The following is a 12797-nucleotide window of genomic DNA, read 5'->3' on the forward strand; positions in this document are numbered from 1 at the left end:
CCGAATACACGTTTAAACTAACGAGAATTATTCGCGATTGTCTCAGAGCCCATGCCCGTGCGCAATTGGCGTTGGTCGGGTCGATTGTGCCGAAAGCTGGATTAAAAGGAGTGTTTTTGCTGGCGTCGCTTCCACTGGCTGAGCCGTTGTTGCAGCTCCAGCGGGCTGTGAATCTGTTGCGCCCGCGCCCGGCTGAACAGGATCAACGCCAGCTCGGCCGTGGCCATGGCGTCGGCGCTGGCGTTGTGGCGCTCGAAGATCTGCAACTGGAACCAGTTGATCCAGTCATCCAGGCCGGCTTCGCGGATGTGCGCTTGGGGGCAGAGCAGTGGAGCCATGTCGGCAACATCAAGAAACTTATGTTGCAGGCGATAACCCAGGCTGTCCTTCAAGGCGCGGCCAAGCATGTGTTGGTCGAAGGGGGCATGGAAGGCCAGGAGCGGGCTGTCGCCGACAAACTCCATGAAGTCCAGCAGGGCGTCCACCGGATCGCTGCCGGCGGCAATCGCGCTCGGCCCCAGCCCGTGCAGCAACACGCTGGGACCGAGTTTGTGTGCGTGGCGTTGCAGGGTGCGCTCGAACTGCTGGCTGAAATCGATCGCGCCATCTTCGATGACCACGGCGCCGATGGACAGCACCAGGTCCTTGCTCAGGTTCAGGCCGGTGGTTTCCAGGTCGAGCACCACCCAGCGTTGCTCGCGCAGGCTGCAATCGTCCAGGGTCGGTGCGCTGGGCAGTTGTGCCAGGCGCTGTTGCTGTTCGAGGGTCAGGGTCGGGGTGGCCGCACGCAGCCAGGAAAACAGGCTCATAGCTGGTACCGCAGGCTGAGGCTGCTTTGCAGGCGTTGGGCCTGGCGCAGGGATTCACGCAGGATGCGCCGGTCCAGGTGATTGAGGCTGTCCGGGTCGACTCGGTTGGAGTAGGGCAGGTTCTCGCGGCTCTGGCGCTGATGCTGTTGCATGCGGGTTTGCTGGATGAAGTGATAGGCCTCTTCGTAGGCAGCGCCGTCCAGGGGCTCGATGATTTCCTTGGCCACCAGCTCGCGGAAACGTTCCAGGGTGTTGTTGGTTTCAATGCCGTTGGCCAGGGCCAACAGGCGCGCGCCGTCGACGAAGGGCGTCAGGCCCTGCACCTTGAGGTCGAGGGTGGCTTTTTCGCCGCTCTTTTTGCTCAGGACGAACTCGCGCAAACGCCCCACCGGTGGCCGCTGGCGCAAGGCATTCTCAGCCAGCATGCGCTGGAACAGGCGATTGTCGGCTACCTGGTCGAGGATGGCTCGACGCAGTTGCGCGCAACCCTGCTCCTCGCCCCAAACCACCCGCAGGTCAAAGTAGATACTCGAGCCCAGCAGGTTCTGCGGGGTGGCCTCGCGGATGAAGGCGGCGAAACGCCTGGCCCACTCGGCTCGGGACAGGCACAGCTCGGGATTGCCGGCCATGATGTTGCCCTTGCACAGTGTGAAGCCGCAGAGCGCCAGGCTGTGGTTGATCTGTTGGGCGATGGGCAGTAGCCGGCCGCGGATCTCGGCGGCATGGGCAGCATCGCGCGCCTCGAACAGCAGGCCGTTGTCCTGGTCGGTGTGCAGGGTTTGCTCGCGGCGGCCTTCACTGCCGAAGCACAACCAACTGAAGGGGATGCCCGGGTCGCCCTTTTCCGCCAGTGTCAGCTCGATCACCCGGCACACGGTGTGGTCGTTGAGCAGGGTGATGATTTGGGTGATCTGGGTCGAGGAGGCGCCGTGGGCGAGCATGCGCTCGACCAGTTGGCCAATCTCACCGCGAATTGCCACCAGGTTGTCGACCCGTGGCGCGTTACGAATGGTCCGTGCCAGGTGCACCAGGTCGACCCGCTGCAGGGAAAACAGATCGCGCTCGGAGACCACGCCGCACAGGCGTTGGTCCTTGACCAGGCAGACGTGGGCAATGTGCCGTTCGGTCATGGCAATGGCCGCGTCGAATGCGCTGTGGTCCGGGCTCAGGTAAAACGGCGCCTGGGTCATGTGCCGGGCTATGGGCTGGTCGAAGTCGCGAGTACCGTCGGCGACCACGTGGCGCAAATCGCGCAGGGTGAAAATCCCCAGGGGGGCCTTGTGTTCATCGACGATCACGATGCTGCCGACCTGTTGCTCGTGCATCAGGGTCACGGCTTCGCGCAGGGGCGTGGTCGGGCTACAAGTCACGGGGTGGCGCATCGCCAGTTCGCCGAGGCGGGTGTTGAGTGAGTACTGGGTGCCGAGGGTTTCCACGGCCTTCTGCTGGACTTGCTGGTTGACCTGGTCCAGCAGGCTGCTGACGCCGCGCAGGGCGAAGTCGCGAAAGGTGCTGGAAAGGGCAAACAGCTTGATGAACGCCAGCTTGTTCAACTGCAGGCAAAAGGTATCTTCGCCCGCCAGGTGCTCGGTGCGGGTCGCCCGCTCACCGAGCAGCGCGGCGAGGGGAAAACACTCGCCGGTGGTGATTTCGAAGGTGGTTTCGGTGCCGCCCTTGGCGCTATGCGGACGTTCGCCGACCACTCGGCCCTGCTTGACGATGTAGAAGTGCTCAACCGGGCCGTCGGCCGGCTTGATGATGCTGTCGCCAGGCGCGTAGAAACGCAGTTGGCACTGCTCCACCAGGTATGCCAGGTGCGCGTGTTCCATCTGGTTGAACGGCGGGAACCGCTGCAGGAACTGCAAGGTGCCCTGGATGTTCTGCAACACCGCGGTTTTCCCAGCCTGGGTGAAGGCGTCCGTTTTACTCATAACCATGACCGCAGTCTTTTTCGATTTATTGTTGTTGGGGTATCTGCATGGTCGGCCCCTGCGCACGGGGTGCCCATTGGACGTAAGTCTAGGTCGCGGGACCTCGATTAAAAAACTCGGAGCGGTCCTACGTCATGGGTACCTAAAACCTTTGCCCGACCCTCTTGGAAAAGTATCCGACGAAGCGCACATTTAAGCTCTGCTTAGCGATGTCAGATAATTGTGCTAGGGGAACGATCTGAAACTGTTGAGTGACCTATGTCCGACCACGATATTTTGAGCGATGCCGAGCGTGAAGCGCTGAGTGCAATCATGCTTGAGCCGGATTTACCGGCCCAGCGGGTATTGATCGTCGATGATGACCAGGATGCCCGCGAATTGCTCAAGCAGTTCCTGGCCCTTGCCGGCATTCGGTGCATGACCGCCGCCAGTGGCGAAAGCGCGCTGAAGCTGCTGGAGACTACCCCCTCGATCGGCCTGGTGATCACCGATCTGCGCATGGGGCATGTCGATGGGCTGGATCTGATCCGCCAGGTGCGTGAATCGGTCCGGGCCGCACTGCCGATCATCATTGTCTCCGGCGAGGCCGACGTGCAGGACGCGATTGCGGCCATGCACATGAGCGTGGTGGACTTCCTGCTCAAGCCGATCGATACCGGCAAGTTGCTGGAGTTGGTCAGGCATGAGCTGGGCATGTCGCTCTAACCAGTCACACCCGGCACCACGAAAAAAGGCCCTGATCTGTCGATCAGGGCCTTTTTTTGTCCGGCGTCAGCGCTTACTTACAGGCCATTGGCAGCCTTGAATTCACGCCGGCGACGGTGCAGGACCGGCTCGGTGTAGCCGTTCGGCTGCTGGGTGCCTTCGATCACCAGTTCAACCGCCGCCTGGAAGGCGATGTTGCTGTCGAAATTCGGTGCCAGCGGACGATACAGCGGGTCGTTGGCGTTCTGGCGGTCAACCACCGGCGCCATGCGCTTGAGGCTTTCCATCACCTGATCTTCAGTGACGATGCCATGGCGCAGCCAGTTGGCGATGTGCTGGCTGGAGATACGCAGCGTCGCACGGTCTTCCATCAGGCCAACGTCATTGATGTCCGGGACCTTCGAGCAACCGACACCCTGGTCGATCCAGCGCACGACATAACCGAGAATGCCCTGGGCGTTGTTGTCCAGTTCGTTCTTGATCTGCTCGGCGCTCCACTGCGGGTTCACCGCCAGCGGGATGGTCAGGATGTCGTCCACCGAGGCGCGGGTGCGCTTGGCCAGTTCGGCCTGGCGGGCGAACACGTCGACCTTGTGATAGTGCAGGGCGTGCAGGGCGGCAGCAGTCGGCGACGGCACCCAGGCGGTGTTGGCACCGGCGAGTGGGTGAGCGACTTTCTGCTCGAGCATGGCGGCCATCAGGTCGGGCATGGCCCACATGCCTTTACCGATTTGCGCGCGGCCTTGCAGGCCGGTGCTCAGACCGATATCGACGTTCCAGTTTTCGTAGGCGCCGATCCATTTTTCAGCCTTCATGTCGGCCTTGCGAACCATCGGGCCGGCTTCCATGGAGGTGTGGATTTCATCGCCGGTGCGGTCGAGGAAGCCGGTGTTGATGAACACCACGCGCTCGCTGGCGGCCTTGATGCACGCCTTGAGGTTGATGGTGGTGCGCCGCTCTTCGTCCATGATCCCGACTTTGAGGGTGTTGCGTGGCAGTTCGAGGACGTCTTCGATGCGCCCGAACAGCTCGTTGGTGAACGCCGCTTCTTCAGGACCGTGCATTTTCGGTTTGACGATGTAGACCGAACCGGTGCGGCTGTTTTTGCGGGTGGTGTTGCCGTTGAGGCTGTGGATCGCCGCCAGGTTGGTCACCAGGCCGTCGAGGATGCCTTCCGGAACTTCGTTGCCGTCCTTGTCGAGGATCGCATCGATGGTCATCAGGTGGCCGACGTTACGCACGAACAGCAGGGAGCGGCCGTGCAGGCTCAGTTCGCTGCCATCAGGCGCGGTGTAGGTGCGGTCGGCGTTCATGGTGCGGGTAAAACTCTGGCCGCCCTTGCTGACTTCTTCCGACAGGTCGCCCTTCATCAGGCCGAGCCAGTTGCGGTAGATCACCACTTTGTCGTCGGCATCGACGGCAGCGACCGAGTCTTCGCAGTCCATGATGGTGGTCAGCGCCGCTTCCATCAGTACGTCTTTGACACCGGCTGCGTCGGTCTGGCCGACCGGGGTGCTGGCGTCGATCTGGATTTCGAAGTGCAGGCCGTTGTGCTTGAGCAACACTGCGGTCGGTGCCGCGGCGTCGCCGTGGAAACCTATCAATTGCGCGTCGTTGCGCAGGCCGGTGTTGCTGCCGCCCTTGAGACTGACCACCAGCTTGCCAGCAACGATCGCGTAGCGGCTGGAGTCGACATGGGAGCCGGCGGCCAGCGGTGCGGCTTCGTCGAGGAAGGCGCGGGCGAAGGCGATGACCTTGTCGCCGCGGACCTTGTTGTAGCCTTTGCCTTTCTGCGCGCCATCGGCTTCGCTGATGGCGTCAGTGCCATAGAGCGCGTCGTACAACGAACCCCAGCGAGCGTTCGAGGCGTTCAGGGCGAAGCGGGCGTTCATCACCGGCACCACCAGTTGCGGGCCGGCCATCCGGGCGATTTCTTCGTCGACGTTTTGCGTCGTAGCCTGGAAATCGGCCGCTTCTGGCAGCAGATAACCGATGTCTTGCAGGAAGGCTTTGTAGGCCACAGCATCGTGTGCTTGGCCGGTACGGGACTGGTGCCAGGCGTCGATACGCGCCTGGAAGTCATCGCGTTTGGCGAGTAGGGCTTTGTTCTTCGGGGCCAGGTCGTGAATGACCTTGTCGGCTCCGGCCCAGAACTTATCGGCGGTGAGGCCGGTACCGGGAATGGCTTCGTTGTTCACGAAGTCGAACAGGACTTTGGCGACCTGCAGGCCACCGACTTGAACGTGTTCAGTCATTGCTTGCCTCACTCTGCTCAGCTATTTCGCTTTTCAGCTCTTCAATTATGACAATGAAGCCACTGGCCATTTAAACCACAAACCGCCCTACCAGTACATGCCATGACGGGCGGCTGGGCGGGACCAATCAACGGCTTGGAGGCCTTGCTGACGGGGCTTTCAGGGTTGCGATTGGGCCTGCGGCAGACATCGATCCAACGTTATGTAGTGCGCGCTGCGGCATACTACATGATGAATTGCGGTTGTGAAAATTAGACTAATTACGTCGTTCTGCGACCCCATGACGCATTGCAGTCACGTCAGGGCACGGGATGTTCTCAAAAAACCATGAGATTGTTCCAGTTAAATATAAAAACTTGTACACGATTTGTGGTTTTCAGGGTTTCCGCTGTTGCGCCAATCACCGGCAATCGACTCACCGACGCATCGCGGCCGAGCATCACCAGCCCCTTGCCTATACTTGCCTTTCCAGAACAAAAGTCATGACTAGAGGGCTGCGCCATGGACCACCTCGTACTCACGGTATTCGCCCCGGATAAACCCGGTCAGGTCGAGCGCATTGCCCAATGTATCGCCGAACATGGCGGCAACTGGCTGGAAAGCCGCATGTCGCGGATGGCCGGGCAATTTGCCGGGATCCTGCGGGTGGGGGTGCCGGCCGAGGCCTACGACGAACTGGTGGATGCGCTGCAGGCGTTGGCCAGCCACGGGATTCGGGTATTGATTGCCGAGAGCGGGATCGAACAGTCCTGCACCTGGAAGCCGATTGCCATGGAGTTGGTAGGTAACGATCGTCCGGGAATTGTGCGCGACATTACCCGCCTGCTCAGTGAGCAAGGGGTCAACCTCGAGCGGTTGGTGACCGAGGTGCGGCCAGCACCCATGAGCAGTGAACCGCTGTTTCATGCCGAAGCCATTCTTGCGGTGCCCTTGACCCTGTCGCTGGACGTGCTGCAGTCGCGGCTGGAAACCCTGGCCGATGACTTGATGGTGGAGTTGGTGTTGCGTAGCGATCCGTAGGCGCAGGTAGGGTTATCCAAGAAAAACCTGCACCTGCCTGTGGATAACCTGTAGAGACAGGCCTGCAGCGCAGGCGGGCCGTGGCCTACGGGATATTGGTCAAAAAACCAGCAGTTTCAAGGGCTTGTGCACAAACGGCGGGGATCAGGTTGTGGATAACCTTGGGAAGGATAGCTGCAGGCCACGTACACCGTGGCTTGCAGCTTGTTGTGCGTTTTTTGATCAGTTGCGTCGACGCAAACTGATCCAGGCATCGATGCTGTAGACCGCCAACCCAGCCCAGATAAACATGAAGGCCACCAGGGTGCTGGAGGACAGGTGTTCGCCAAACAGCAGCACTGCCTGCAACAGCACCAGGGTCGGCGCCAGGTATTGCAGGAAGCCCAGGGTGGTGTAGGGCAGGTGCCGGGCGGCGGCGTTGAAGCAGACCAGCGGCACCAGCGTCACTGGACCGGCCGCCACCAGCCACCAGGCTTCGGAGGTGGTCCAGAATTCAGCTTGGGCGCTACTTGCGGTCGGGTTGAAGAGCAGCCATGCGACCGCAATCGGCACCAGCATCCAGGTCTCCACTACCAGCCCAGGCAGGGCCTTGACCGGCGCCTGCTTGCGGATCAGGCCGTAGAAACCGAAGGTCAATGCCAGCACCAGCGACACCCAGGGCAGGCTGCCGACTTGCCAGACCTGCTGCGCCACACCTACGGCTGCCAGGCCAACGGCCAGCCACTGCATGCGACGCAGGCGCTCACCGAGCAGCAGCATGCCCAGCAGCACGTTCACTAACGGGTTGATGTAGTAGCCGAGGCTGGCTTCGAGCATGCGCCCGTTGTTTACCGACCAGACGTAGGTCAGCCAGTTGGCCGCGATCAGCGTCCCGCTCAGGGCCAGGATCGCCAGGCGGCGCGGGTTCTCCCGCAGTTCGCGCCACCAGCCCGGGTGTTTCCAGATCATCAGCAGCAACGCGCCGAACAGCGCCGACCACAGCACCCGGTGGATGATGATTTCCACGGCGGGTACGCTGGCGATGGCCTTGAAGTAGAGCGGGAACAAGCCCCAGATGATGTAGGCACTCAGGCCCAGGATGTAACCGCGACGCGGGTTGGCGGCTTGCATGCAGAATCCTTGCTTAGGCAACTAACAAAGAGTGATTGTAAGGAAATTTGTCTGCGAATGTCCTGACTGAATAGGTAGGTCATTTGTGAACATCGGTCTTTGTAGGAGCGAGCGCCCGCTTGCGGCCTGCTCGCGATGGACGTTAACGATAACGCGTGCTGTCTGGATAAACGCGTTGCCCTTGCGTTCTTCGCGAGCAGGCTCGCTCCTACAGGGGGGATTTGTATGGGTCAGAAGAGTTTCAGGGGCTCTTCGTTCAACGCCGATAATTGCTCACGCAACGCCAGCACCTGGTCGCCCCAGTAACGCTCGGTGCCGAACCAGGGGAAGCTGCGGGGGAATGCCGGGTCGTCCCAGCGACGGGCCAGCCAGGCGCTGTAGTGCATGAGGCGCAGGGCGCGCAGCGGCTCGATCAGCGCCAGTTCGCGCGGGTCGAAGTCGTGGAACTCGCGGTAGCCGTCCATCAGCTCCGACAATTGGCTGAGGCATTCCTGGCGATCGCCAGCAAGCATCATCCACAGGTCCTGCACCGCCGGGCCCATGCGACAGTCGTCGAGGTCGACGATATGGAACATCTCATCGCGGCACATCATGTTGCCGGGGTGGCAGTCGCCGTGCATGCGGATGTTCTTGTGCGGCGTGCTGGCGTACACCTCTTCCACGCGCTTGAGCAGATCGCGTGCCACTGACTCGTAGGCGGGCAGCAAGCTGCGCGGTACGAAATTGCCTTCGAGCAGGGTGTTCAGCGAGTCATGGCCGAAATTCTTCACTCCCAGTGCTTCGCGGTGTTCGAACGGGCGGGTCGAGCCCACCGCGTGCAAACGCCCGAGCAACTGGCCCAGGCGGTAGAGCTGGTCGAGATTGCCCGGCTCCGGGGCACGGCCGCCACGGCGCGGGAACAGGGTGAAGCGAAAACCGGCGTGTTCGAACAGGCTTTCGCCATTGTGAATCAGCGGCGCCACCACCGGCACTTCACACTCGGCCAGCTCGAAGGTGAAGCGGTGTTCTTCGAGAATGGCTTCGTTGGTCCAGCGCTGCGGGCGATAGAACTTGGCGATCAGGGGTTCGCTGTCGTCGATGCCGACCTGATACACGCGGTTTTCGTAGCTGTTGAGTGCCAGGACGCGGGCGTCGCTGAGAAAGCCGATGCTTTCAACGGCATCGAGCACCAGATCGGGGGTAAGTGTTTCAAACGGGTGAGACATGCTGACTCCTGCGCGCAGCAGGCTGCCGCGTCCGGCCAAGCATGGTAGCGCAGACGGACGCAGATAGGTGGGGGCTGTGCAGATGGCATCGCGAGCCGGCTCGCACAGTTGGCTGTGCAGGCGAGCCGGTTCGCGAAGGGCCGGGTCAGGCGCCGACGATCCCGCCGTCTTCCCGGCGGATGGCCATGACCGAGGAGCGCGGCTTGCCGTTGGGCAGGTGCTCGGGGAAGGTCGAACCGCCGTTCTCACCGGGGTGCTGAATGCCGACAAACAGGGTTTTCTGGTCGGGCGAGAAGCTGATGCCTGTGACCTCACAACCTACCGGGCCGACCATGAAGCGGCGGATTTCCCCGGTTTCAGGGTCGGCGCAGAGCATCTGGTTGTTGCCCATCCCGGCAAAGTCCCCGGCATTGCTGGAGTCGCCGTCGGTCAGGATCCACAGGCGACCGGCCTGGTCGAAGCCCAGGCCATCGGGGCTGTTGAACATGTTCTGCGGAGTGATGTTCGACGAGCCGGCCTTGGCCGTGCCAGCGTGTAGCGTCGGGTTGCCGGCAACCACGAACAGGTCCCAGGCGAACGCCGGCGAGGCATGGTCGTCGCCCTCGGTGCGCCAGCGCAGGATCTGCCCGTAGACGTTCTTCTCCCGCGGGTTCGGTCCGCCCGCCGGCTGCCCCTCTTCCCCACGCTTGACGTTGTTGGTGAGGGTGCAATAGACCTGGCCGTCGCTCGGACTGACGACAATCCACTCCGGGCGGTCCATGCGCGTTGCGCCGACCAAGCTGGCCGCCAGGCGCGCGTGAATCAGCACTTCGGCCTGATCGGCAAAGCCGCTGCTGGCGTCGATGCCGTTCTTGCCGTGGCTCAGTTCGACCCACTGGCCCTGGCCCTTGGGGTGATCGGGGTTGCTGTCGCCGGCATCAAAACGGGCGACGTACAAGGTGCCATGGTCCAGCAGGTCGTGGTTGGCCTTGGGGTTCTGGTGGTCGATCTTGTCGCGGCTGATGAACTTGTAGATGAACTCGCCTCGCTCGTCGTCGCCCATGTACACCACCGCACGCCCGTCATGGGTTTCGGCCAGGGCGGCATTTTCGTGCTTGAAACGGCCCAGGGCGGTGCGTTTGACCGGGGTCGACTGTGGGTCGAACGGATCGATTTCCACCACCCAGCCGTGGCGATTGAGCTCGTTGGGGTTTTTCGCCAGGTCAAAACGCGGATCGTGGGGGTGCCAGTTGATCTCTTTGCTGGTCGCCACTACACCGTAGCGTTTTTGTGCGGCGTCGAACTTCTGATCGGCGTTGCTGCTGCCAAAACAGTCGGTGAAGTTCTCTTCGCAGGTCAGGTAGGTGCCCCAGGGCGTCTTGCCGTTGGCGCAGTTCTGGAACGTGCCGAGCACATTCAGGCCTTTGGGATCGGCGCTGGTCCGCAACAAGGCGTGCCCGGCGGCCGGGCCACCGACCCGAATCGGCGCGTTGCCGTGGATGCGGCGGTTGTAGCGCGAGCCCTGGACGAAGTGCCATTGGCCGTCCTGGCGCTGCACTTCAATGACCGATACGCCTTCGCAGGCCAGGGCCTTGTGCACCTCTTCGGCCGACTGCGGCATGCCGCCGTGGGGGTAGAGGTAGCGGTAGTTGGTGTATTCGTTGTTGATGGCCATCAGTGCGCGGTTGTCGTCGTCCGGGAACGCGAACAGGCTCATGCCATCGTTGTTGTCGCCGAACTGGGCTTCCTGCTGCAGGGCGGTGCCGTTGCCACTGGGGTCAAAGGCCGGGCCGTCCTTGTGCAGGGGTTGGCCCCAACTGATCAGTACCGAGGAGGTGTAGCCCGCCGGCAGGCTGATGGTGTCACTGGTGGCGGCGGCGATACTGGCAAAACCCAGCAATTTGCTGTTGGCGGCACTGACGCTGGCGGCCAGCACGCTGCGGCTCAACAGGTTACCGCCGAGGAACATCGCGGCACCGCACAGCGCACCGGCACTGATAAAACCGCGACGGCTGAGGCCGACGATTTGTTCGAGGTCGGTGGCTTGGTTTTCTTCTAATAGGCTCACATCAGGCTCCCTGCTGGTTTTGGCAGTCACCATAAGGGGCGTTGATGACACAAATATTGCAGTGCTCAGCGGTTCACAGCGGTGTGCCGAGCAACACGTTGGCAGGGGAGAATTGCATCCGCACCGGTTTGCCAATCAGCAGGGAGTTGCTCCGCAGGTGCAATGGCTCGGCCAGGGCGCACAAAGTCTGACCGTTGGGTAGGGCGATTCGCACCTCACTGGGGCCGTCTTCGGCGTCGAGAATCTGCTCGATCGTACCGTTCAGGGAGTTATAGCCAGGCGTAGGCGTTTGTTCGCTCGCCAGCAGCTCGAGCCAGCCGGCCTTGATCAGCGCGACCACTTCGGTGCCGGCTTGCAGGTCCAGATGCTGGGTGCTGTCGTGGGTGATTTGCGCGTGCAGGGTCAGGCCGCCCGCCAGGGTCAGGGCGATCAGGTCATTGCGCCCTTGGGCCTCGATACCGGCGACCGTGCCATGCAACTGGTTGCGGGCGCTGGTGCGCAGCATCAAGCGACCGAGCAGGTCGAGGTCGCTGGCATCTTCTGCCGCTTCCAGGACCTGCGCTTGCAAGGCCTGCAGGCGCAGGTAGAGGCGCAGCACGCGCTCGCCCTCGCTGGACAGTCGCGCGCCACCGCCGCCCTTGCCGCCGACACTGCGCTCCACCAGGGGCTTTTGTGCCAGGTTGTTGAGTTCATCGATGGCATCCCACGCCGCCTTGTAGCTCAGCCCGGCGCTTTTCGCGGCGCGGGTGATCGAACCCTGTTCGGCAATGTGCTGCAGCAGCGCAATGCGTTGCGGGCGACGGACAATGTGTTGAGACAACAAAGTAGGCAAGGACATGATCTGCGCTGCGAGTACGGGTGATGGACTCGGACGTTGGCGGCTCGGCGCGTCGGAGTCAAGTTGGCGCGCCGGGTTTTGCGGTGCGCGCCAGGCAATAGACATCGACGCGGCTGGCGCCCGCGTCGATCAACAGGCGCGCCAGGCTCTGGGCGGTGGCGCCGGTGGTCAGCACATCGTCGACCAAGGCCAGGTGCCGGCCTTTGATAGCTGCCTGCGGGGTCAGCGCGAAGGCGTTGCGCAGGTTCTGCTGGCGCGCCCTGGCGCTGAGGTCCTGCTGCGCGGTGGTGTCGTGGATGCGTTGGAGCAGGTGTTCCTCGCTGGGTATCTGCAAGCTGGCGCTAAGCCAGTTGGCCAGCATCGCCGCCTGATTAAAACCTCGCGCGCGAAGCCTTTGGCGTGCCAGCGGTACCGGCACCAGTGCGGCGGGGCGGGGCAAACCTTCATCGAAGCAATGTTGCACGAATTGTCCGAGAAGTTCGCCCAACAGGCGGCCATAGGGCCAGTTCGCCGAGTGCTTGAAACGGGTGATCAAGCTGTCTACCGGAAAGCTATAGGACCAGGGCGCGATCACCTGTGCGAAGGCCGGAGGGGTGCTCAGACACTGGCTGCAGACCTGGCCGCTGAAGGCCAGGGGCAATGCGCAGACCGTGCAATGTTCGACCAGCCAGGGCAGTTCGGTTTCACAGGGTTGGCAAATGGGCTGCGGGGTGTCGGCTGGATCGTTGCAGAGCAAACATTGCCGTGTGTTTTTTAACCAGATGTAAACCAGCCCTTCGTACTGTGGTTGACAGCGCATGACTCTTCCTTAAATATGCTGAAACATCCGTGTTGTGCCTGTGGGAATTCGGTTTTTCCCGGGGTACGTGCCAAAGCA

11 protein-coding genes are annotated in these 12797 nt (G+C 62.0%); 2 read left to right on the plus strand and 9 right to left on the minus strand.

Annotation, left to right across the window (positions count from 1 at the left end; genetic code table 11):
• Positions 1–101: 101 nt before the first annotated feature.
• Both ACIOVD_RS01275 and ACIOVD_RS01280 read right to left on the minus strand, forming a co-directional pair.
• A complete protein-coding gene (locus ACIOVD_RS01275; RefSeq protein WP_159998279.1) occupies positions 102–809 on the minus strand; it encodes a PolC-type DNA polymerase III in 708 nt (235 codons plus the stop codon).
• On the minus strand, positions 806–2746 hold the full coding sequence (locus tag ACIOVD_RS01280; protein WP_159998277.1) for a putative nucleotidyltransferase substrate binding domain-containing protein: 1941 nt from the start codon (positions 2744–2746) through the stop codon (positions 806–808). The genes ACIOVD_RS01275 and ACIOVD_RS01280 overlap by 4 nt, the downstream gene beginning before the upstream one ends.
• A 252-nt stretch (positions 2747–2998) precedes the next feature.
• On the opposite strand from ACIOVD_RS01280, the gene ACIOVD_RS01285 reads away from it, so the two are divergent.
• The gene (locus ACIOVD_RS01285; RefSeq protein ID WP_095164311.1) at positions 2999–3445 is read left to right on the plus strand and encodes a response regulator; all 447 of its coding nucleotides are present in this window, start codon (positions 2999–3001) and stop codon (positions 3443–3445) included.
• A gap of 77 nt (positions 3446–3522) precedes the next feature.
• Here ACIOVD_RS01285 and ACIOVD_RS01290 read toward each other — a convergent pair whose 3' ends face one another.
• Both ACIOVD_RS01290 and ACIOVD_RS01295 read right to left on the minus strand, forming a co-directional pair.
• On the minus strand, positions 3523–5700 hold the full coding sequence (locus ACIOVD_RS01290; protein ID WP_095164309.1) for a malate synthase G: 2178 nt from the start codon (positions 5698–5700) through the stop codon (positions 3523–3525).
• Positions 5701–6017: 317 nt separating this feature from the next.
• Positions 6018–6203: a hypothetical protein gene (locus ACIOVD_RS01295; protein ID WP_143501081.1), complete on the minus strand. Its 186-nt coding sequence runs from the start codon at positions 6201–6203 to the stop codon at positions 6018–6020.
• Between ACIOVD_RS01295 and ACIOVD_RS01300 the strand changes: the two genes are divergently transcribed.
• Positions 6202–6720: a glycine cleavage system protein R gene (locus ACIOVD_RS01300; protein WP_095164307.1), complete on the plus strand. Its 519-nt coding sequence runs from the start codon at positions 6202–6204 to the stop codon at positions 6718–6720. The two genes, ACIOVD_RS01295 and ACIOVD_RS01300, sit on opposite strands and share 2 nt — an antisense overlap.
• Before the next feature lie 222 nt (positions 6721–6942).
• On the opposite strand, the gene rarD is transcribed toward ACIOVD_RS01300, so the two are convergent.
• The 5 genes from rarD to ACIOVD_RS01325 all read right to left on the minus strand — a co-directional run bounded on the left by rarD (position 6943) and on the right by ACIOVD_RS01325 (position 12719).
• Positions 6943–7830, minus strand: coding sequence for an EamA family transporter RarD (rarD, locus tag ACIOVD_RS01305; RefSeq protein ID WP_159998275.1), 888 nt, complete (start codon positions 7828–7830; stop codon positions 6943–6945).
• 230 nt (positions 7831–8060) lie between these two features.
• Positions 8061–9035: a serine/threonine protein kinase gene (locus ACIOVD_RS01310; RefSeq protein ID WP_159998273.1), complete on the minus strand. Its 975-nt coding sequence runs from the start codon at positions 9033–9035 to the stop codon at positions 8061–8063.
• Positions 9036–9180: 145 nt separating this feature from the next.
• Complete coding sequence (locus ACIOVD_RS01315) at positions 9181–11082, minus strand: PhoX family protein (protein WP_401125640.1); 1902 nt, start codon at positions 11080–11082, stop codon at positions 9181–9183.
• Positions 11083–11155: 73 nt separating this feature from the next.
• The gene (locus ACIOVD_RS01320; protein WP_401125642.1) at positions 11156–11920 is read right to left on the minus strand and encodes a TOBE domain-containing protein; all 765 of its coding nucleotides are present in this window, start codon (positions 11918–11920) and stop codon (positions 11156–11158) included.
• A gap of 58 nt (positions 11921–11978) precedes the next feature.
• On the minus strand, positions 11979–12719 hold the full coding sequence (locus tag ACIOVD_RS01325) for a ComF family protein (RefSeq protein WP_401125644.1): 741 nt from the start codon (positions 12717–12719) through the stop codon (positions 11979–11981).
• Positions 12720–12797: the final 78 nt, after the last annotated feature.

The sequence above is a fragment of the Pseudomonas sp. NPDC087626 genome (assembly GCF_044743405.1).
In the GTDB taxonomy this organism is placed as follows: domain Bacteria; phylum Pseudomonadota; class Gammaproteobacteria; order Pseudomonadales; family Pseudomonadaceae; genus Aquipseudomonas.